The organism is Enterobacter sp. P82 (assembly GCF_037053385.1).
Lineage (GTDB): Bacteria > Pseudomonadota > Gammaproteobacteria > Enterobacterales > Enterobacteriaceae > Enterobacter.
Map to the genome: position 1 here is coordinate 82,390 of NZ_JBALHX010000004.1, position 21,134 is coordinate 103,523.

General features: G+C 53.1%; 24 protein-coding genes. 16 read left to right on the forward strand and 8 right to left on the reverse strand.

What is annotated here, in order from left to right; translation table 11 throughout:
• Position 1: 1 nt before the first annotated feature.
• Both kdsD and WB237_RS17560 read right to left on the reverse strand, forming a co-directional pair.
• Positions 2-988, reverse strand: coding sequence for an arabinose-5-phosphate isomerase KdsD (kdsD, locus tag WB237_RS17555; protein WP_025756696.1), 987 nt, complete (start codon positions 986-988; stop codon positions 2-4).
• 13 nt (positions 989-1,001) lie between these two features.
• The gene (locus WB237_RS17560) at positions 1,002-1,979 is read right to left on the reverse strand and encodes a calcium/sodium antiporter (RefSeq protein WP_028017029.1); all 978 of its coding nucleotides are present in this window, start codon (positions 1,977-1,979) and stop codon (positions 1,002-1,004) included.
• Positions 1,980-2,206: 227 nt separating this feature from the next.
• Here WB237_RS17560 and mlaF point away from each other — a divergent pair, with 227 nt between their 5' ends.
• The 7 genes from mlaF (at position 2,207) to murA (ending at position 7,000) form a co-directional block, all read left to right on the forward strand.
• Positions 2,207-3,019 (forward strand): phospholipid ABC transporter ATP-binding protein MlaF, encoded by an 813-nt coding sequence (mlaF, locus tag WB237_RS17565; protein WP_024906354.1) that lies wholly within the window; start codon positions 2,207-2,209, stop codon positions 3,017-3,019.
• Positions 3,020-3,026: 7 nt separating this feature from the next.
• Positions 3,027-3,809: a lipid asymmetry maintenance ABC transporter permease subunit MlaE gene (gene mlaE, locus WB237_RS17570; protein ID WP_010436044.1), complete on the forward strand. Its 783-nt coding sequence runs from the start codon at positions 3,027-3,029 to the stop codon at positions 3,807-3,809.
• A 4-nt stretch (positions 3,810-3,813) separates the two neighbouring features.
• Complete coding sequence (gene mlaD, locus WB237_RS17575) at positions 3,814-4,362, forward strand: outer membrane lipid asymmetry maintenance protein MlaD (protein WP_114978897.1); 549 nt, start codon at positions 3,814-3,816, stop codon at positions 4,360-4,362.
• A gap of 18 nt (positions 4,363-4,380) precedes the next feature.
• Entirely contained in the window at positions 4,381-5,016 is a 636-nt protein-coding gene (gene mlaC / locus WB237_RS17580) for a phospholipid-binding protein MlaC (RefSeq protein ID WP_114978848.1), read from the forward strand.
• Positions 5,016-5,309, forward strand: coding sequence for a lipid asymmetry maintenance protein MlaB (mlaB, locus tag WB237_RS17585; RefSeq protein ID WP_336214925.1), 294 nt, complete (start codon positions 5,016-5,018; stop codon positions 5,307-5,309). Before mlaC ends, mlaB begins: the two co-directional genes overlap by 1 nt.
• Positions 5,310-5,435: 126 nt before the next feature.
• A complete protein-coding gene (gene ibaG, locus WB237_RS17590; RefSeq protein WP_008501458.1) occupies positions 5,436-5,690 on the forward strand; it encodes a BolA family iron metabolism protein IbaG in 255 nt (84 codons plus the stop codon).
• Between the two features lie 50 nt (positions 5,691-5,740).
• Positions 5,741-7,000 (forward strand): UDP-N-acetylglucosamine 1-carboxyvinyltransferase, encoded by a 1,260-nt coding sequence (gene murA, locus WB237_RS17595; RefSeq protein WP_089597743.1) that lies wholly within the window; start codon positions 5,741-5,743, stop codon positions 6,998-7,000.
• 61 nt (positions 7,001-7,061) lie between these two features.
• Here the strand turns inward: murA and sfsB are convergent, their stop codons facing one another.
• Positions 7,062-7,349, reverse strand: a complete 288-nt coding sequence (gene sfsB / locus WB237_RS17600) for a DNA-binding transcriptional regulator SfsB (RefSeq protein WP_028017034.1) — start codon at positions 7,347-7,349, stop codon at positions 7,062-7,064.
• Positions 7,350-7,579: 230 nt separating this feature from the next.
• Positions 7,580-8,551: an octaprenyl diphosphate synthase gene (ispB, locus tag WB237_RS17605; protein ID WP_028017035.1), complete on the reverse strand. Its 972-nt coding sequence runs from the start codon at positions 8,549-8,551 to the stop codon at positions 7,580-7,582.
• Positions 8,552-8,808: 257 nt separating this feature from the next.
• Between ispB and rplU the strand changes: the two genes are divergently transcribed.
• From rplU to cgtA, 4 genes are all read left to right on the forward strand, one after another.
• Positions 8,809-9,120, forward strand: a complete 312-nt coding sequence (rplU, locus tag WB237_RS17610; RefSeq protein WP_003025032.1) for a 50S ribosomal protein L21 — start codon at positions 8,809-8,811, stop codon at positions 9,118-9,120.
• Between the two features lie 19 nt (positions 9,121-9,139).
• Complete coding sequence (gene rpmA / locus WB237_RS17615; protein ID WP_004385076.1) at positions 9,140-9,397, forward strand: 50S ribosomal protein L27; 258 nt, start codon at positions 9,140-9,142, stop codon at positions 9,395-9,397.
• Between the two features lie 96 nt (positions 9,398-9,493).
• On the forward strand, positions 9,494-10,459 hold the full coding sequence (locus WB237_RS17620; protein ID WP_028017036.1) for a DMT family transporter: 966 nt from the start codon (positions 9,494-9,496) through the stop codon (positions 10,457-10,459).
• 15 nt (positions 10,460-10,474) lie between these two features.
• Positions 10,475-11,647 (forward strand): Obg family GTPase CgtA, encoded by a 1,173-nt coding sequence (cgtA, locus tag WB237_RS17625; protein WP_028017037.1) that lies wholly within the window; start codon positions 10,475-10,477, stop codon positions 11,645-11,647.
• A gap of 32 nt (positions 11,648-11,679) precedes the next feature.
• Here cgtA and pmrB read toward each other — a convergent pair whose 3' ends face one another.
• Genes pmrB through dacB form a run of 3 tightly spaced genes read right to left on the reverse strand, consistent with a single transcriptional unit; the run spans position 11,680 to position 14,818 of the window.
• Entirely contained in the window at positions 11,680-12,723 is a 1,044-nt protein-coding gene (gene pmrB / locus WB237_RS17630; protein ID WP_336214940.1) for a two-component system sensor histidine kinase PmrB, read from the reverse strand.
• Positions 12,720-13,382 carry a two-component system response regulator PmrA gene (gene pmrA, locus WB237_RS17635; protein WP_028017039.1) on the reverse strand — a complete coding sequence of 221 codons (663 nt, stop codon included), beginning with the start codon at positions 13,380-13,382 and terminating at the stop codon, positions 12,720-12,722. Before pmrA ends, pmrB begins: the two co-directional genes overlap by 4 nt.
• A gap of 2 nt (positions 13,383-13,384) precedes the next feature.
• Positions 13,385-14,818 (reverse strand): serine-type D-Ala-D-Ala carboxypeptidase, encoded by a 1,434-nt coding sequence (gene dacB, locus WB237_RS17640; protein WP_336214945.1) that lies wholly within the window; start codon positions 14,816-14,818, stop codon positions 13,385-13,387.
• Between the two features lie 226 nt (positions 14,819-15,044).
• Between dacB and greA the strand changes: the two genes are divergently transcribed.
• Complete coding sequence (greA, locus tag WB237_RS17645) at positions 15,045-15,521, forward strand: transcription elongation factor GreA (RefSeq protein WP_028017041.1); 477 nt, start codon at positions 15,045-15,047, stop codon at positions 15,519-15,521.
• 151 nt (positions 15,522-15,672) lie between these two features.
• Here greA and yhbY read toward each other — a convergent pair whose 3' ends face one another.
• Entirely contained in the window at positions 15,673-15,966 is a 294-nt protein-coding gene (yhbY, locus tag WB237_RS17650; protein ID WP_003861814.1) for a ribosome assembly RNA-binding protein YhbY, read from the reverse strand.
• Between the two features lie 127 nt (positions 15,967-16,093).
• Between yhbY and rlmE the strand changes: the two genes are divergently transcribed.
• The 4 genes from rlmE to glmM all read left to right on the forward strand — a co-directional run bounded on the left by rlmE (position 16,094) and on the right by glmM (position 21,034).
• Positions 16,094-16,720 (forward strand): 23S rRNA (uridine(2552)-2'-O)-methyltransferase RlmE, encoded by a 627-nt coding sequence (gene rlmE, locus WB237_RS17655; RefSeq protein ID WP_336214948.1) that lies wholly within the window; start codon positions 16,094-16,096, stop codon positions 16,718-16,720.
• A 102-nt stretch (positions 16,721-16,822) separates the two neighbouring features.
• The gene (ftsH, locus tag WB237_RS17660; RefSeq protein ID WP_028017042.1) at positions 16,823-18,757 is read left to right on the forward strand and encodes an ATP-dependent zinc metalloprotease FtsH; all 1,935 of its coding nucleotides are present in this window, start codon (positions 16,823-16,825) and stop codon (positions 18,755-18,757) included.
• A 98-nt stretch (positions 18,758-18,855) separates the two neighbouring features.
• On the forward strand, positions 18,856-19,704 hold the full coding sequence (gene folP, locus WB237_RS17665) for a dihydropteroate synthase (protein WP_114978839.1): 849 nt from the start codon (positions 18,856-18,858) through the stop codon (positions 19,702-19,704).
• Complete coding sequence (gene glmM / locus WB237_RS17670) at positions 19,697-21,034, forward strand: phosphoglucosamine mutase (protein WP_028017044.1); 1,338 nt, start codon at positions 19,697-19,699, stop codon at positions 21,032-21,034. The genes folP and glmM overlap by 8 nt, the downstream gene beginning before the upstream one ends.
• The last annotated feature ends 100 nt before the right edge of the window (positions 21,035-21,134 follow it).

The window sequence follows — 21,134 nt, forward strand, 5'->3', positions numbered from 1 at the left end:
ATTACACTACGCCTGCGCGCAGCAGATCATGCATATGTACCACACCCAGCAACTGGTCGCCATCGGCAACCATAACGGAGGTGATATGACGGGACTGCATCAGATTCAGCACATCCACTGCCAGCGTACCCGGGCGAACGCGGATGCCGCCAGGTGTCATCACATCGGCAATGCCAAGCGTGCGGACATCGACACCCATATCAAACACGCGACGCAAGTCCCCATCGGTGAAGATCCCCTGAATTTTCATCAGGTCATCGCACACGACCGTCATACCCAGGTTCTTGCGGGTGATTTCCAGCAGCGCATCGCGCAGGGAGGCCGCTTTACTGACGTGGGGAATTTCATCCCCGGTGTGCATAATATCGTTAACCCGCAGAAGCAGTTTCCGTCCCAGCGCACCGCCAGGATGAGAAAGTGCGAAATCTTCAGGCGTGAAACCACGGGCTTCCAGCAGGGCCACGGCAAGCGCATCACCCATGACCAGCGCTGCGGTGGTGCTGGAGGTCGGCGCCAGGCCAAGCGGACAGGCTTCTTTGGGAACCTTAACGCACAGGTGAATATCGGCCGCCCGCGCCATGCTACTTTCAGGACGACTGGTCATGCAAATGAGGGGAACCTGCAGTCGCTTCAGTACCGGGATCAGCGCCAGGATCTCATTGGATTCACCGGAGTTTGATAGTGCGATGACGATATCTTGTGGCGTGACCATCCCCAGGTCGCCGTGTGCGGCTTCCCCCGGGTGTACAAAGAAAGAAGAGGTTCCGGTGCTGGCAAACGTCGCTGCCATTTTGCGGCCAATATGACCGGACTTGCCCATCCCCATTACCACGACTTTGCCAGCACAGTAGAATATCTTCTCACATGCCAGACTAAAATCCTGATTAATGTACTGATCTAACTGCGCCAGACCTTCACGTTCAATCTCCAGAACGTCTTTGCCTGCTTTCTGAAAGTCAAAACCCGGCTGCAATTCTATTTGCGACATAATGCGTTTCCGTTTACCCAGAGAGAAGAGGCGAGAGCCAGTACAGCATCGCCATCCATACGATAAATCCACCCGTCAACAGCGCGCCTGCGCCTTTGCCGATCTGGCGTTGCCGCCGCCAGCAGAGCAGGGCAAATATCACGCTGACCAGCAACATCACACCGTAATCGCGTGAGAACGCCAGGGGGTTAAAAGGCCCGGGCGTTATGAGGGCCGGCAGACCCATCACAATCGCGATATTAAAAATGTTGGAACCGATGATATTGCCAATAGCAATGTCATCTTCACCTTTGCGTGCTCCCGCAATGGCTGTAGCCAGCTCCGGCAGACTGGTGCCGATGGCAATGACCGTCAGGCCAATGGTCAGTTCACTGATGGCAAAATAGTTCGCCAGTACCGTCGCGTTATCGACGACCATGCGAGTTGCCATTGGCATGATGATCAGCGCGACGCCAAGCCAGAGCAGTGCTACAGGCAGCGTGCCCTCCCGCGGGAGTTCGGCAACCTGCTCCCGAGTCAGGCTATCCTGACCCAGCTTTTCAGCCTGGCGGGCGATTTTAACACTATAAAGCAGCCAGATGACGGCCAGCGCCAGCAAGAAAATACCGTCGCTGTAGCTCAGTACGCCATCATAAAATACGCACCCTGCCAGCAGGCTTACGATTAACATTAGCGGCAATTCACGGCGCAGAACATCGGAATGCACGCGAAATGGGTGGAGCAGAGCCGCCAGGCCTAAAATCAGTAATATATTGACGATGTTCGAGCCAATCGCGGTGCCAATAGCCAGGTCTACCTGACCATGCAGCGATGCCGAAACAGAGACGATGATTTCAGGAAGCGAGGTTCCAACACTGACAACGGTCATCCCGATGACAACAGGCGGTACGCCGGTCAGGCGACACAGGATAGATGCAGCAAACACTAAACGGTCAGCACTGTAGACCACCAAAAGTAAACCAATTATTAACAGTGCTGTTGCTAAAAGCATCAAAAGTCCTTTCTTCAGGTATACTCGTCGGTCCATCGCGCGGGAATGGCTGGACTGCATACAGTCTGAGGCGTAACGAATTCCTAATTTTGACTTTATGCGCCGGAAAAGTAAAACAAATGCCAGCTTTCGCTAACCTCAACGGCTATTATTCTGTAAAAATGCTGAGTTTGGGGTTGATTCAGGCTGCATGACTTAACGTGAGCAGGGTAAGAAAGGAACCATAAATGAGCCAAACGATGGCGAATTTAGTCGATGTTCGCGGTGTGAGTTTTTCTCGCGCCAACAGATTGATATTTGATGATATTTCGTTGACCGTACCGCGTGGCAAGATCACTGCCATCATGGGGCCGTCCGGGATCGGTAAAACGACCCTGCTGCGTCTTATTGGTGGGCAGATCCCACCGGATAGCGGTGAAATCCTCTTTGATGGCGAAAACATCCCGGAGATGTCGCGCTCACGCCTGTATACTGTCCGCAAACGCATGAGCATGCTCTTTCAGTCGGGGGCTCTGTTCACCGACATGAACGTCTTTGATAATGTGGCCTATCCGTTACGCGAGCATACCAGCCTGCCGCCTGAACTGCTGAAAAGCACGGTGATGATGAAGCTCGAAGCCGTCGGTCTGCGAGGGGCTGCAAAACTGATGCCTTCGGAACTGTCCGGCGGGATGGCGCGACGCGCTGCACTGGCGCGAGCCATTGCACTAGAACCTGATTTAATCATGTTCGACGAACCGTTTGTCGGACAGGATCCTATCACGATGGGTGTGCTGGTGAAGCTCATCTCTGAGCTGAACAGCGCACTCGGCGTCACCTGCATTGTTGTGTCTCACGATGTACCGGAAGTATTGAGCATTGCCGATTACGCCTATATCGTGGCGGACAAAAAGATCGTCGCACACGGTAGCGCTCAGGCGTTGCAGGAAAATTGCGATCCGCGCGTGCGGCAGTTCCTGGACGGTATTGCAGATGGCCCTGTGCCGTTCCGCTACCCGGCGGGCGACTATCGTGACGATTTACTGGGAATAGGGAGTTAAGCCACTCATGCTGTTAAATGCGTTGGCCGCTCTCGGACACCGTGGCATAAAAACCATCAGGACGTTCGGGCGTGCCGGATTGATGTTATTCAACGCGCTGGTCGGCAAGCCGGAATTTCGCAAGCACGCACCTTTGCTGGTGCGTCAGCTCTATAATGTCGGCGTGCTGTCGATGCTCATCATCATTGTTTCCGGGCTGTTTATCGGTATGGTGCTTGGGCTTCAGGGCTACCTTGTTCTGACAACCTACAGTGCAGAAACCAGCCTTGGAATGCTGGTGGCACTCTCACTGCTGCGTGAACTGGGGCCGGTTGTGGCGGCGCTGTTGTTCGCCGGGCGCGCGGGGTCGGCATTAACAGCTGAAATTGGCCTGATGCGTGCGACCGAGCAGCTTTCCAGCATGGAGATGATGGCGGTCGATCCGCTGCGTCGCGTGATCTCGCCGCGTTTCTGGGCTGGGGTGATTTCGTTACCGTTACTGACTATTCTGTTTGTCGCCGTGGGTATCTGGGGCGGCTCGCTGGTTGGCGTCCACTGGAAAGGCATTGATGCCGGTTTCTTCTGGTCAGCCATGCAGGACGCCATTGATCTGCGAATGGATCTGGTCAACTGCCTGATTAAAAGCGTGGTCTTTGCCATTACGGTCACCTGGATTGCATTGTTCAATGGTTACGATGCCATCCCGACGTCGGCGGGCATTAGCCGTGCAACAACGCGTACAGTCGTACATTCGTCGCTGGCCGTTCTGGGTCTGGATTTTGTGCTCACCGCACTGATGTTTGGGAATTGAGTTCATGCAAACGAGAAAAAATGAAATTTGGGTCGGCGTGTTCCTGTTACTGGCACTGCTGGCTGCGCTGTTTATCTGCCTGAGAGCGGCGGATATCACATCTGTCCGCACCGAGCCGACATATCGTATTTATGCCACCTTCGATAATATCGGCGGGCTGAAGGCCCGTTCACCGGTACGTATTGGTGGCGTGGTGATCGGCCGTGTATCGGACATTACGCTTGATGAGAAAACCTATTTGCCGCGCGTGGCGATGGATATTGAAGAGCGCTACAACCATATCCCGGACACCAGCTCGCTTTCTATCCGTACCTCTGGCCTGCTGGGCGAACAATATCTGGCACTGAACGTTGGCTTTGAAGATCCTGAGCTTGGAACGACTATCCTTAAAGACGGTAGCGTTATCCAGGATACCAAGTCCGCGATGGTGCTGGAGGATATGATTGGTCAGTTCCTTTACAGCAGTAAGGGAGATGATAAAAAGTCCGATGCTGCCCCTGCGCAGACTGAAGATCATACCAACGTCGCACCGACATCTGGCACGACGAATTAATTTCAGGAGAAGTCATTCATGTTTAAACGACTGTTAATGGTTGCCATGCTGGTCATTGCCCCTCTTACCGCGGCGCATGCTGCGGATCAGAGTAACCCGTACAAACAGATGGACGAAGCTGCGAAGAAGACTTTCGACCGTCTTAAAAACGAGCAGCCAAAAATACGTGCTAATCCTGATTATCTGCGTGAGGTCGTCGATCAGGAATTGCTTCCGTACGTGCAGATCAAATATGCGGGTGCGCTGGTGCTGGGTCGCTATTACAAAGATGCGACCCCCGCGCAGCGTGATGCCTACTTTGCCGCGTTCCGTGAATACCTGAAACAGGCATATGGTCAGGCGCTGGCGATGTACCACGGTCAGACCTATCAGATCGCCCCGGAGCAGCCGCTGGGTGATGCGACCATCGTCCCTATTCGCGTAACGATCAACGATCCTAACGGGCGTCCACCGGTTCGCCTGGATTTCCAGTGGCGTAAAAACAGCCAGACGGGGCACTGGCAGGCGTATGACATGATTGCCGAAGGGGTAAGCATGATCACCACCAAACAGAACGAGTGGAGCGATTTGCTGCGTACCAAAGGCATTGATGGCCTTACCGCGCAGCTGCAGTCTATTTCTCGTCAGAAAATTACCCTGGATGAGAAGAAGTAATGTCTCAGCAACTCAGCTGGTCGCGTGAAGGCGAGACATTAAAGCTGTCCGGTGAACTTGATCAGGATCTGCTGAATCCATTGTGGGACAAACGTCATGAAGCGATGCAGGGTGTGACGCTCATCGACTTAATCGAGGTCACACGGGTGGATACAGCAGGTATTGCGCTGCTCGCTCATCTGATTGCCGTGGGGAGAAAGCAGGGGCAAAGCGTCAAGCTTCACGGCGCGAGTGATAATGTTGTTACCCTCGCGCAGCTCTACAATCTCCCTCAGGACGTGCTGCCTCGTTAATATTTTCAGTGCGTTACTTCTGAAAGCCCTGACAGTTTCATCGTCAGGGCTTTTTGCTTGTTTAAGACGACGTCACTTTGCTCTAAGATGTTGGGCTTGTTTTCACTATCAGATGATTAAGAGCCCATGGAAAATCATGAAATCCAGACAGTGCTGATGAATGCACTCTCCCTTCAGGAAGCCCACGTCACTGGCGATGGCAGTCACTTCCAGGTTATTGCTGTGGGTGAGATGTTCGACGGTATGAGCCGTGTGAAGAAGCAGCAGGCTGTGTACGCGCCGCTGATGGAATATATTGCGGATAACCGCATCCACGCTCTGTCGATTAAAGCGTTCACCCCGCAAGAGTGGGCACGCGATCGCAAACTAAACGGTTTTTGAGCTGAGGGCGACAGGCCCGCAGCACGGTTGAATTTATAAGAGAACACACAATGGATAAATTTCGTGTACAGGGGCCAACGCGTCTCCAGGGCGAAGTCACAATTTCTGGCGCGAAAAACGCCGCGCTGCCAATCCTCTTTGCTGCGCTGCTCGCGGAAGAGCCGGTAGAAATTCAGAACGTACCAAAGCTGAAAGATATCGACACCACCATGAAACTGCTCACCCAGTTGGGAACCAAAGTTGAGCGTAATGGTTCCGTCTGGATCGATGCCAGCAATGTGAACAACTTCTCTGCGCCGTACGACCTGGTGAAAACCATGCGTGCGTCCATCTGGGCGCTTGGCCCGCTGGTGGCGCGTTTTGGGCAGGGTCAGGTTTCACTGCCAGGCGGTTGTGCAATCGGTGCACGCCCGGTTGACCTGCATATCTTTGGTCTGGAGAAACTGGGCGCAGAGATCAAACTGGAAGAAGGTTACGTTAAAGCGTCCGTGAATGGTCGCCTGAAAGGCGCGCACATTGTCATGGACAAAGTGAGCGTAGGCGCAACGGTCACCATTATGTCTGCGGCAACGCTGGCAGAAGGTACCACCATTATTGAAAATGCCGCGCGTGAACCGGAAATTGTGGATACCGCAAACTTCCTCGTCGCGCTGGGTGCGAAGATCTCCGGCCAGGGTACCGACCGTATCACCATCGAAGGCGTTGAGCGCCTGGGTGGCGGTGTCTATCGCGTTCTGCCGGACCGTATCGAAACCGGTACCTTCCTGGTCGCTGCGGCGATCTCTGGCGGTAAGATTGTTTGTCGTAACGCTCAGCCGGATACGCTGGATGCGGTGCTGGCGAAGCTGCGCGATGCGGGTGCTGATATTGAGATCGGTGAAGACTGGATCAGCCTCGATATGCATGGTCAGCGTCCAAAAGCGGTGAATGTGCGTACTGCTCCACATCCGGCGTTCCCGACGGACATGCAGGCTCAGTTCACGTTGCTAAACCTGGTCGCTGAAGGTACTGGCTTCATCACTGAAACCATTTTCGAAAACCGCTTTATGCACGTACCGGAGCTGATCCGTATGGGGGCACATGCAGAGATCGAGAGCAATACTGTGATTTGTCACGGCGTTGAGAAGCTGTCAGGTGCTCAGGTGATGGCTACCGATCTGCGTGCGTCCGCAAGCCTGGTGCTGGCGGGTTGTATCGCGGAAGGTACGACGGTTGTGGATCGTATTTACCACATCGATCGTGGCTATGAGCGTATCGAAGACAAACTGCGCGCGCTGGGTGCTAACATCGAGCGTGTGAAGGGCGAGTAATCGTTCCGGCAGCCCCCTGCCAGCAATGACCGGGGGGTTGCTGTTCCTGTCAAAAATCGCATTATTCCTGCGGTTTTTTCTTTGCCTTTTTCTGGCGAATCATGCGCGATCTGTCGATAAATTCATGGGTAATGGGATCGTGATAACGCGAGGGCCAGATCACCCACGGATGCGTATCCAGCGCAGTTGCGATGATTAATTCTCCCTTTGGCCAGGGACGAGTCAGGGCGTTTGCCAGGGTTGAAGAACTCAGGCCATTGCGACGAGATTCAGCTGCCAGTGAGGTGCCTTTTTTGCGCAGTGCCGCAATGATATCTGCCGTGTGCCAGTCGATAAATTTCGTATCCATAACGCTGTCCTTAAGTTCGGATTCTGTCACGCCGTTTCTTCTGAAACGACTGGCTTACTATACCCATTTCACACTCTTGTTCTAAAAAGTTCGCGTTACTGGAAGGGATATTCAGAATAAGGCATGGCTTTATTCATGCGGTCTTTAAACCGATGAATTTACATGAACACGGAATTTACAGGTGTGTGCTGGAATCTCCCCGCGATGGCCGCAGGGAGATGCAGGAGGAATTAACGGTCTCGCTGAACGGCGATGTGGGCCAGCGCAATCAGTGCATCGCGCCATGGGCTGTCGGGAATGACCTGAAGAGCTTCGATGGCTTTGTCGGCTTCTTCTTCCGCACGCTGACGCGTCCACTCCAGCGATCCGCAGATTGCCATGGTTTCCAGCACAGGTTCCAGCAGATGACGGCCATTTCCCTGCTCAATCGCTTCACGGATCATTTTTGCCTGTTCGGCTGAACCGTTGCGCATAGCATGAAGTAGTGGCAGGGTGGGTTTGCCTTCGTTCAGGTCATCGCCCACGTTTTTGCCAAGTGTTTCGCCGTCAGCACTGTAGTCCAGCAAATCATCAATTAACTGGAATGCGGTACCCAGATAACGGCCATAGTCCTGCAGGCCTTTTTCCTGTGCTTCGGTACAGTCCGCCAGAATACCGGAGCACTGGGCAGCTGCTTCAAACAGGCGCGCGGTTTTGCTGTAGATCACACGCATGTAGTTTTCTTCGGTGATGTCTGGGTCATTGACGTTCATCAGCTGCAGCACTTCACCTTCAGCGATCACGTTAACGGCCTCGGACATCACTTCCAGTACTTTCAGAGAGCCCAGACTGGTCATCATTTGGAAGGCGCGGGTATAGATAAAATCCCCCACCAGAACGCTGGCTGCGTTCCCGAAAGCAGCGTTTGCCGTGGCTTTACCACGACGCATATCCGATTCATCCACAACGTCGTCATGCAAAAGCGTCGCCGTGTGAATAAATTCGATAAGTGCTGCGATGGTCACGTGGGCATTTCCCTGATAACCAACGGCTCTGGCGGCCAGGATGGCAATCATCGGGCGAATGCGTTTACCGCCGCCGCTGACGATGTAGTAGCCCAACTGATTGATCAGCTGAACGTCAGAGTTGAGTTGCTCCAGGATTGCTGCATTCACACCCGCCATATCTTGCGCGGTTAACTCGTTGATTTTTTCTAAATTCATCGCAAAAGCCGGGCTTTTTATCCTGTTGATCCCATCTTCAATGGGGTAACGAAGGGTTTCGGTTTATCAATAGTAGTGCTGATTGTACTGAAAAAACGGCTCAGATAAACGTTACCGTACGTGTTGTGTTTTTTTTCTTCATGTATTGACGGTAGCACTTGTCAAAGGCTCGCGTTTTGCGTAATATTCGCGCCCTATTGTGAATATTTATAGCGCACTCTGATTCATACGAGGATGTGCGCGGAAGCGGAGTTTATATGTACGCGGTTTTCCAAAGTGGTGGTAAACAACACCGAGTAAGCGAAGGTCAGACCGTTCGCCTGGAAAAGCTGGACATCGCAACTGGCGAATCTGTTGAATTCGCTGAAGTTCTGATGATCGCAAACGGTGAAGAAGTCAAAATCGGCGTTCCTTTCGTTGATGGCGGCGTTATCAAAGCTGAAGTTGTTGCACACGGTCGTGGCGAGAAAGTTAAAATCGTTAAGTTTCGTCGTCGTAAGCACTACCGTAAGCAGCAGGGCCACCGTCAGTGGTTCACTGATGTGAAAATTACTGGCATCAGCGCCTAAGACCTGAGGAGAGATTTAAATGGCACATAAAAAGGCTGGCGGCTCCACACGTAACGGTCGCGATTCAGAAGCTAAACGCCTGGGCGTTAAGCGTTTCGGTGGCGAATCCGTTCTGGCGGGTAGCATCATCGTTCGTCAACGTGGTACCAAATTCCACGCTGGCAACAACGTAGGTTGCGGTCGTGACCACACTCTGTTTGCTAAAGCAGACGGTAAAGTGAAATTTGAAGTTAAAGGCCCGAACAACCGTAAATACATCAGCATCGTTGCTGAGTAAGGTTTTCTCGGTCCGGTAACGGATTAAAGCCCCGCACCCTGTTGCGGGGCTTTTTACATTGGAAACCCGGTAATTTTTTCTGTAGGGAAAACGGGCATGAAGCAGCAGGCCGGCATTGGTATTCTTTTGGCGCTCACCACCGCAATGTGCTGGGGTGCCCTGCCAATTGCCATGAAGCAGGTACTGGAAGTGATGGAACCGCCTACGGTGGTCTTTTATCGCTTTCTGATGGCAAGCATCGGTCTCGGGGCCATCCTGGCTGTCAAAGGTAAGCTTCCCCCCTTGCGGCTCTTCCGTAAACCGCGCTGGCTGGTGTTGCTGGCTATCGCGACGGGCGGTCTGTTCGGTAACTTCATCCTGTTCAGCTCTTCCCTGCAATATCTCAGCCCCACGGCGTCGCAGGTGATTGGTCAGCTTTCACCGGTGGGCATGATGGTCGCCAGCGTCTTTATCCTCAAGGAGAAGATGCGCGGTACGCAGATTGTCGGGGCGAGCATGCTGCTATGCGGTCTGGTGATGTTCTTCAACACCAGTCTGATAGAGATTTTTACCCGGCTGACGGATTACACCTGGGGTGTTATCTTCGGCGTAGGAGCAGCAGCGGTCTGGGTGAGTTATGGCGTCGCGCAAAAGGTGTTATTGCGACGTCTTGCCTCACAGCAGATCCTCTTTTTGCTGTACACTTTGTGTACAATAGCATTGCTGCCATTAGCAAAGCCGGGTGTGATTGCCCAGCTTAGCGACTGGCAACTGGCGTGTCTCATTTTTTGTGGACTGAATACGCTGGTCGGTTATGGCGCGCTGGCCGAAGCGATGGCGCGCTGGCAGGCAGCACAGGTGAGCGCGTTAATCACGCTGACTCCGCTGTTTACGCTGTTATTTTCAGATTTGTTATCAATGGCCTGGCCCGATGTCTTCGTCAGACCGATGCTCAACTTGTTGGGTTATCTCGGTGCGTTTGTCGTGGTTGCGGGCGCGATGTATTCCGCCATTGGTCATCGTCTTTGGGGACGTTGGCGCAAAAATGAAGCGGTTGTAGTAGTCCCCCGCTCAGGCGAATGAGTTACGGAGAGTAAAATGAAGTTTGTTGATGAAGCGACGATCCTGGTCGTGGCTGGTGATGGCGGCAACGGTTGCGTGAGCTTCCGCCGTGAAAAATATATCCCACGTGGTGGCCCTGATGGCGGTGACGGCGGGGATGGTGGTGACGTTTGGCTGGAGGCGGATGAGAACCTCAACACGCTGATCGACTACCGTTTCGAAAAATCATTCCGCGCTGAACGTGGTCAGAATGGCCAGAGCCGTGACTGTACCGGTAAACGCGGTAAAGATGTCACCATTAAGGTTCCTGTCGGTACGCGTGTTATCGACCAGGGTACCGGTGAGACCATGGGCGACATGACCAAACACGGTCAGCGTCTGATGGTCGCAAAAGGTGGCTGGCACGGTCTGGGTAACAGCCGTTTCAAATCATCCGTTAACCGTACTCCGCGTCAGAAAACGATGGGGACGCCTGGCGATAAGCGCGATCTGCAACTGGAGCTGATGCTTCTGGCAGACGTGGGCATGCTGGGTATGCCAAATGCCGGTAAATCGACGTTTATTCGCGCCGTGTCTGCCGCGAAACCTAAAGTGGCGGACTATCCGTTTACCACACTGGTACCAAGCCTGGGCGTTGTCCGCATGGATAACGAGAAGAGCTTTGTGGTCGCCGATATTCCGGGCCTGATTGAAGGTGCTGCTGAAGGTGCCGGTCTGGGTATCCGCTTCCTGAAACACCTTGAGCGCTGCCGCGTATTACTGCACCTCATTGATATCGATCCTATCGACGGTTCCGATCCGGTTGAAAACGCCCGAATCATCATCGGCGAGCTGGAAAAATACAGCGAAAAACTGGCGAATAAACCACGCTGGTTGGTCTTCAACAAAATTGACCTGATGGACAAAGCCGAAGCGGAAGCTAAGGCTAAAGCGATTGCTGAAGCGATGGGTTGGGAAGAGAAATATTACCTGATCTCTGCGGCAAGCCAGGTTGGTGTGAAAGACCTCTGCTGGGATGTGATGACCTTTATCATCGAGAACCCAATTGTTCAGGCTGAAGAAGCGAAACAGCCTGAAAAAGTCGAATTCATGTGGGATGACTACCACCGTCAACAGCTTGAAGAGCTGGAAGCGGAAGAGGAAGAAGACTGGGATGATGATTGGGATGAAGACGACGAAGAAGGCGTCGAGTTCATCTACAAGCACTAATATCAGTTCAAAGCCCCCATTAGGGGGCTTTTTTATTCCAGCGTTGAGGGTAACCAACAGCTGGCGATTAAACCGCCCTCAACACCGTTCTCAAGTGTCAGCTTGCCGCGGTGGAGTTGCACGATGCGCTGCACAATACTCAGTCCCAGGCCACTACCACCATAACGCTGATCAAGACGACGGAACGGTTCAGTGATTGACTGTCGGTGCGCTTCAGCAATACCTGGCCCCTGATCGATAACACTGACCTGTGTACCGCCCTCGACTTCTGCTAATGTCACTTCAATGGTTGTCCCTGACGGGCTGTAACGTCCGGCATTCTCCAGCAGGTTACGCAGCATCAGACGCAGAAGCACGGCGTCTCCCTGAACCGTGAGCGCACTTTTAGCAGGCCATATCACGGTATGTTCTTTGGCTTCATGCTCAAGGCTGAGTGGGGTGATGATATTGTCTGTCCAGTTCACCGTTTCGTAATGGCCGCTGGCCATTGCTTGCCCGGCTCGGGCCAGCATCAGCAGTTGCTCAACGGTGTGCATGAGTTGATCAATACGGCTAATTAACGTCGCGGCCTGAGGAGAACCAGATTGCGCCATGAGTTCCAGATGGAGTCTGATACCGGCAAGGGGCGTCCGCAGTTCGTGTGCGGCGTCTGCGGTGAAAAGACGCTCCTGTTGGATGGTATTATCCAGCCGGGCGAGCAACTGATTCAGCGAGGTGGTGACGGCACCAATTTCTTCCATGTCGGAATACATTGGAAGCGGCGTTAAGTTATCTGCCGAACGGTTAGCCAGGCTGGCACGCAGTTTATTCAGGGGTTGGGTTATCCAGGTCACTGCCCAGAAAGAGAAAAGCAGCGTAAAGCCAACCATCACCAGAGAAGGGACCAGCAGAGAGGCAATCGCTTCACGGATCTCTTTTTCAACGTGATTATTCCGCGCTTTTGCCGACAACGTCTCACTGACCAGAAAACCAATCTGTTCACGGCTTTCATGCCACAGCCAGATCACGCTTATCAGTTGGAAAAATAACAGAATGACCGCCAGCAGCACCATCAATCGCCGACGCATGCTGTTCATTTCTGACTCTCCAGGCGGTAACCAACGCCACGGACGGTTTTGATCCGGTCTTTGCCAAGCTTACGACGCAGGTTGTGAATGTGGACTTCAAGGGTATTGGACCCCGGATCGTCCTGCCAGGAGTAGATATCCTGTTGCAGGGTTTCTCTGTGAACCGTTTGCCCGCTGCGCATAATCAGGCGCGTCAGCAAAGCAAACTCTTTTGGTGTCACCTCAATCGGCTGGGACTGACGTAGTACCTGCTGAGTTTGCAGATTCAGCGTAATATCGCCATCAGTCAGTAAGTTATCGCTATGACCCTGATAACGGCGTATTAACGCCCGGACGCGAGCCTGAAGCTCTGCCAGTGCAAAAGGCTTCACCAGGTAATCATCTGCGCCAGCATCGAGGCCAGTGATACGATCTTCAATGGCATCGCGTGCTGTCAGGATCAACACTGGATTAGCGATCCCGCGGCGTCGCCACTGACTGAGCAGCGTGGCACCGTCTTTATCAGGTAAGCCCAAATCGAGGATCACCAGACTGTATTCGCCGCTCTGGATCAGAGCATCCGCCTCCGCCGCTGTGCCAGCACAGTCGAGGGCATACCCTTCATTGGCCAGCCCCAGCGCCAGCCCTTCCTGTAATAACAGATCGTCTTCAACTATAAGTAGTTTCATCGCTAGTTATTCTGGTAGATGTCCTTATAAAGCCTGCTTTCGAATCGAACAAGCGGAATACGACGATTGCGCTGGTCGGTTGGTTCGACGGCATAGCCGGAAAGATACTGCACGAATGCCATGCGTTGTCCGCTGGCGGTGGTGATGAAGCCTGCAAGGTTATAAACCCCCTGCAATGAACCTGTCTTCGCGGATACTTTACCATCCACACCGGCTGCGTGAAGCCCGGCGCGGTACTGCAGCGTGCCGTCCTGCCCGGCAAGTGGCAGCATAGAAATAAAGTTTAGCTCAGTGTCATGTTGTGCAATGTACTGAAGCACTTGCATCATGGTAGCCGGGGAGATCAAATTATGGCGTGATAACCCGGAGCCATCGACGGCGATGGTATTACCCAGGTCGATCCCTGCCTGTTGTCGCAGGATCTGACGGACAGCATCTGAACCCGCGCGCCAGGTCCCTGGCACGCCAAAGCGCGCGTGACCAATCATGCGGAACACGGTGTCGGCAATCATGTTGTCAGACTTTTTCAGCATGATTCGCAGCAAATCGTGCAGCGGTGGCGACTGTTTGCTGGCGATGACCGTGCCGGGTTGGTTGACCTGCGTCTGACGAAGCAGCGTTCCGGAGTATGTTATTCCCGCTTGTTTCAGCTCATCTTTCAGAATGGCACCCGCATAGCTTGCCCCATCCTGTATCGCAAAGGCCAGCGGCAGCGGATCGGCGCGCTGCGTGAGGCAGCCCGTCAGCGTGAAGCGGTTAAGATCGCCTGGTACCACGTCCAGTTCGCAATACTGCGCATCTGGTGAGCCCTTGGCCAGCGTGCGTACCTGACTAAACATGGTGACCGGGTAGTAGGACGCCACGCGGATAAACGCTAAATCATCTGGCTTTGGTGCGCTGTAAAGCGAAACAGAGAAACAGTTACGGTCAACAATCGCGGCGGCGGGCGGGGCGCTAAAGCACTGCGTCATGTCGTTCCACGGCCAACCTGGAGCCTTATCGTGGCTGGCAAAAATGGAGGTGTCGATCAGCACATTGCCATCAATCTTCTGCACACCCGATTTTTTCAGCACCGCAACCATATTGCGGATATCCTGGCGTTTAAATGTCGGGTCACCCCCGAAACGGGCGATAAGATCGCCTTTCAGTTCACCGCCCTCGACGTTGCCTTTGGTCTCAAGAGTGGTAGTGAAACGGAAATCAGGCCCGAGCTGAAGCAGGGCGGCGAGCGCAGTGATCACCTTCTGGGTACTGGCGGGCAGCGCCATTTGTTGACTGTGGTAGTCAATTTCTGGCGTCGGCGCTCCGACCTTCTGCACCATCAATGCAAGGTTGGCACCTGCGGGCAGTTGATTAATATACTCATCAACATTCGCAGCCTGAACGCTGAACGTTATACCGGTAGTCAATCCGATGATAAATCTGGAAAATCGCATAATCTCGCGCTAACAACCCGAAAACAAACCGTCATACTACGGTGCATAGCACTGCAAAGTAAACGATGACCCATAGTGAACTTCGGGGTAAAATGCGTATCAAATTGAAAATTGCTGCTGACCTGGGGCCTGACCCCCGGGTCGGTTTTCTTTTTGCTTCTGGCCTGCTAATGCGGCTGGGGCAGGGAACACTGCTCCCAACAGGAATGTTTAAGAGGTATAACAAATGCAAGCTATTCCGATGACCTTACGTGGTGCCGAAAAACTGCGCGAAGAGCTGGATTTCCTGAAATCCGTTCGCCGCCCTGAAATTATCGCCGCTATCGCGGAAGCGCGTGAGCATGGCGACCTGAAGGAGAATGCTGAATATCATGCGGCGCGTGAACAACAGGGCTTTTGCGAAGGGCGTATTAAAGATATCGAAGCCAAGCTGTCTAATGCGCAGGTTATCGACATCACAAAAATGCCAAATAATGGCCGCGTGATCTTCGGCTCAAGCGTTACTGTGCTGAACCTGGACAGCGACGAAGAGCAGACTTACCGCATCGTGGGCGATGATGAAGCCGATTTTAAACAGAACCTGATTTCGGTGAACTCGCCAATTGCTCGCGGCCTGATTGGCAAAGAGCAGGATGATGTTGTGACTATCCGCACCCCAGGTGGTGAAGTGGAGTACGAAATTATCAAGGTCGAGTACCTGTAATTCGCCTCTCTGCTAAGATGTTGATACATTGTAAAGAAAAGAAAAAGGCCGCATAGCGGCCTTTTATCAACTCAAGGAGCGTGGCATTTTGCTCACCTGCTGACAGAAATCCCTCGTTTTACACAGAAAATGTGTTCGATTCAGGATATCCTTAGCGTGGCAGCGAGATTTTACGCTCTTTAGATGGGCGGTAGAGCACCAGCGTTTTACCGATGACCTGTACATTACAGGCGCCGGTTTCGCGCACGATGGCTTCCACGATCAGGTTTTTAGTGTCTCTGTCTTCAGAGGCGATTTTCACCTTGATCAGCTCGTGGTGTTCCAGCGCTTGTTCAATCTCGGCAAGCACCCCTTCGGTCAAACCATTGTTGCCAAGCATGACTACAGGCTTGAGCGGATGTGCCAGACCTTTAAGGTGCTGTTTTTGTTTAGTACTCAGATTCATCGTATATTTTTGCTTACGTTGGGATTGAAAACGGTTCATTCTACCGCCATCTCCCTTATATCGCCAAATAGCTGCGTAGAAATTTACGTCACAGGCAAGCAACGATGAACCAGGACGGAAATGTTAAATGACAGGTAAAAAGCGTTCTGCCAGCTCCAGCCGCTGGCTTCAGGAACACTTTAGCGATAAATATGTTCAACAGGCGCAGAAAAAGGGGTTGCGATCCCGCGCCTGGTTTAAACTTGATGAAATACAGCAAAGTGACAAACTTTTTAAGCCGGGGATGACGGTTGTTGACCTCGGTGCGGCACCTGGCGGATGGTCCCAGTATGCGGTAACGCAGATCGGCGGAAACGGTCGAATCATCGCGTGTGATCTTTTACCAATGGATCCCATCGTTGGTGTCGACTTCCTTCAGGGCGATTTTCGTGATGAATTAGTGCTGAAAGCGTTACTTGATCGTGTAGGTGACAGTAAGGTCCAGGTTGTCATGTCGGATATGGCACCAAATATGTGTGGAACACCGGCGGTGGATATCCCCCGCGCCATGTATCTGGTGGAGCTAGCGTTAGAAATGTGTCGTGATGTACTAGCGCCTGGTGGTAGTTTTGTTGTGAAGGTGTTTCAGGGCGAAGGTTTCGAGGAGTATCTTAAGGAAATTCGCTCCCTGTTTGCGAAGGTCAAAGTTCGTAAGCCGGACTCTTCCCGGGCTCGTTCCCGAGAAGTGTATATTGTAGCGACCGGGCGAAAATGATAACCGGTGGATTTCAGGCGAAAGTTTGAATGAAACTGGATATAGAGTATCCTGACGCTGTTTTTAACACAGTTGTAATATGAGGTTAATCCCTTGAGTGACATGGCGAAAAACCTAATACTCTGGCTGGTCATTGCCGTTGTGCTGATGTCAGTATTCCAGAGCTTTGGGCCCAGCGAGTCGAATGGCCGCAAGGTGGATTATTCTACCTTCCTGCAGGAGGTCAATCAGGACCAGGTTCGCGAAGCGCGTATCAACGGACGTGAGATCAACGTTACCAAGAAAGATAGTAACCGTTACACGACTTACATCCCGGTGAACGATCCTAAGCTGCTTGATAACCTTCTGACTAAAAACGTCAAGGTGGTAGGTGAGCCGCCAGAAGAACCAAGCCTGCTGGCTTCTATCTTCATTTCCTGGTTCCCGATGCTGCTTCTTATCGGCGTCTGGATCTTCTTTATGCGCCAGATGCAGGGCGGCGGTGGCAAAGGTGCCATGTCGTTCGGTAAGAGCAAGGCGCGTATGCTGACGGAAGACCAGATCAAGACCACGTTCGCTGACGTTGCCGGGTGTGACGAAGCGAAAGAAGAGGTCGGTGAACTGGTTGAATACCTGCGCGAGCCGAGCCGTTTCCAGAAACTGGGCGGTAAGATCCCGAAAGGCGTCCTGATGGTCGGCCCTCCGGGTACCGGTAAAACCCTGCTGGCGAAAGCTATCGCGGGTGAAGCGAAGGTGCCGTTCTTTACCATTTCGGGTTCTGACTTCGTAGAAATGTTCGTGGGTGTCGGTGCATCTCGTGTGCGTGACATGTTCGAACAGGCTAAGAAAGCGGCACCGTGTATTATCTTCATCGATGAAATCGACGCCGTAGGCCGCCAGCGTGGCGCTGGTCTGGGTGGCGGTCACGATGAACGTGAGCAGACACTAAACCAGATGCTGGTTGAGATGGATGGTTTCGAAGGTAACGAAGGTATCATCGTTATCGCGGCGACTAACCGTCCTGACGTACTTGACCCTGCGCTGCTGCGTCCAGGCCGTTTCGACCGTCAGGTTGTGGTGGGTCTGCCAGATGTTCGCGGTCGTGAACAGATTCTGAAAGTCCATATGCGTCGCGTACCGCTGGCACCAGATGTTGACGCAGCAATCATTGCGCGCGGTACCCCAGGCTTCTCCGGGGCGGACCTGGCTAACCTGGTCAACGAAGCAGCACTGTTTGCCGCTCGCGGTAACAAGCGTGTTGTGTCGATGGTGGAGTTCGAGAAAGCGAAAGACAAAATCATGATGGGTGCGGAACGTCGCTCCATGGTGATGACCGAAGCGCAGAAAGAGTCCACGGCGTACCACGAAGCGGGTCACGCGATTATCGGCCGCCTGGTACCGGAGCACGATCCGGTGCATAAAGTGACGATTATTCCGCGCGGCCGCGCGCTGGGTGTGACCTTCTTCCTGCCTGAAGGCGACGCGATCAGCGCCAGCCGTCAGAAACTGGAAAGTCAGATTTCTACCCTGTACGGCGGTCGTCTGGCGGAAGAGATTATCTACGGTGCGGAACATGTTTCTACCGGTGCGTCTAACGACATTAAAGTCGCGACAAACCTGGCGCGTAACATGGTGACTCAGTGGGGCTTCTCTGACAAACTCGGTCCACTGCTGTATGCAGAGGAAGAGGGTGAAGTATTCCTGGGTCGTTCTGTGGCAAAAGCGAAACATATGTCCGATGAGACTGCACGTATCATCGACCAGGAAGTGAAAGCGCTGATTGAACGTAACTACGGTCGCGCACGTCAGATCCTGAACGACAATATGGACATTCTGCATTCGATGAAAGATGCGCTCATGAAATATGAGACCATCGATGCTCCGCAGATTGACGACCTGATGGCCCGCCGCGAAGTGCGTCCGCCAGCAGGCTGGGAAGACCCAGGTGCTTCCAACAATTCTGACAACAATGGCACCCCGCGTGCGCCGCGTCCGGTTGATGAACCGCGTACGCCAAACCCGGGCAACACCATGTCAGAACAGTTGGGCGATAAGTAAGTTACTGCTGTTGAAGCGTTTGTCTGTAACTCAAACCCTGGAGCTTGCTCCGGGGTTTTTCATTTCTGTTTAACGATATAGATACCAGGGATTTCGCCATGAAATTATTCGCTCAGGACTCGCATCTCGATCTTTCACATCCCCATGTGATGGGGATCCTGAATGTTACCCCTGACTCTTTCTCTGACGGCGGCACGCATAACACGCTTATCGAAGCGGTTAAGCACGCAAATTTAATGATCAATGCAGGTGCCACGATCATTGATGTTGGCGGCGAATCGACGCGTCCTGGTGCGGCGGACGTTTCTGTGGAAGAAGAGCTGGCGCGCGTGGTGCCGGTGGTGGAAGCGATAGCACAGCGATTTGAGGTCTGGATCTCTGTGGATACCTCCAAGCCAGAAGTGATTCGTGAAGTGGCGAGAGTAGGTGCTCACATTATCAATGATATCCGTTCGCTTACCGAACCTGGCGCACTTGAAGCCGCTGCGGAAACCGGCTTGCCGGTTTGCCTGATGCATATGCAAGGGCAACCGAAAACCATGCAGGAAGCGCCAAAGTATGATGATGTGTATGCCGATGTGAATCGCTTCTTTATTGAGCATATTGCGCGCTGCGAACGTGCAGGTATCGCAAAAGAGAAATTGCTGCTCGACCCGGGGTTCGGTTTCGGTAAAAATCTCTCCCACAATTATGCGTTGCTTGCGCGCTTATCGGAATTTCATCACTTTGGCCTGCCGCTGCTGGTGGGGATGTCGAGAAAGTCGATGATTGGTCAGTTACTGAATGTGGGGCCAGGGGAACGTCTGAGTGGCAGCCTGGCCTGCGCGGTGATTGCGGCGATGCAAGGTGCGCACATTATCCGTGTCCATGACGTCAAAGAAACAGTAGAAGCCATGCGAGTGGTGGAAGCCACACTGGCAGCGAAGGAAAACAAACGCTATGAGTAATCGTAAATATTTTGGTACCGATGGTATCCGTGGGCGTGTAGGCGATGCTCCCATCACCCCTGATTTTGTCCTGAAGCTTGGCTGGGCTGCTGGCAAGGTACTGGCACGTCATGGATCCCGTAAGATCATTATCGGTAAAGACACTCGTATTTCAGGTTATATGCTTGAATCGGCACTGGAAGCTGGCCTTGCGGCTGCCGGGCTATCCGCTTCCTTTACGGGGCCAATGCCAACACCTGCAGTCGCGTACCTGACGCGTACTTTCCGTGCAGAAGCGGGGATTGTTATTTCGGCTTCACACAACCCGTTCTATGACAACGGTATCAAGTTCTTCTCCATTGATGGCACCAAGTTACCGGATGAAGTGGAAGAAGCCATTGAAGCCGAAATGGAAAAAGAGATCACCTGTGTCGATTCCGCAGAACTGGGTAAAGCCAACCGTATCGTCGACGCGGCGGGTCGTTATATCGAATTCTGTAAAGGGACATTCCCGAACGAACTGAGTCTGGCACATCTCAAAATTGTGGTGGACTGCGCAAACGGTGCGACCTACCACATTGCCCCAAATGTCTTCCGTGAACTGGGCGCGAAGGTCATCACCATTGGCTGTGAGCCGGATGGTCTGAACATTAACGAACAGGTTGGTGCGACAGACGTTCGTGCCCTGCAGGCGCGTGTGCTGGCTGAAAAAGCCGATCTGGGTATTGCGCTGGACGGCGACGGTGACCGCGTGATCATGGTCGACCACGAAGGCAATAAGGTCGATGGTGACCAGATCCTGTATATCATCGCGCGTGAAGGTCTGCGTCAGGGTCAGTTGCGCGGCGGCGCAGTCGGCACCTTAATGAGTAACATGGGCCTGGAACTGGCACTTAAACAGCTTGGTATTCCGTTTGTTCGCGCGAAAGTTGGCGACCGCTATGTGCTGGAAAAACTGCAGGAGAAGGGCTGGCGAATTGGCGCAGAGAACTCCGGTCACGTGATTCTGCTCGACAAAACCACCACCGGGGACGGTATCGTCGCCGCACTGCAGGTGGTTGCGGCCATGGCGCGCAACCATATGAGCCTGCACGATCTCTGCAGCGGTATGAAAATGTTCCCACAGATCCTGGTGAACGTGCGGTTTACCGCCGGTAAAGGCGATCCGCTGGAAAATGATAACGTGAAAGCGGTGATGGCTGATGTTGAAGCTGCCCTGGGCAACCGTGGACGCGTACTGCTGCGTAAGTCTGGTACTGAACCTCTGATTCGCGTCATGGTGGAAGGTGAGGACGAGGCGCAGGTTAATGAATTTGCGCACCGTATCGCGGATGCCGTAAAAGCTGCATAATCTTGCACGCTAAATGTTTAAAAAGGCGGCTTTTGTCGCCTTTGTTTTGAGCAATTAATGGCTTTTTGCTGTTTTTTTCCGCAGTTGATACAATGCGTCA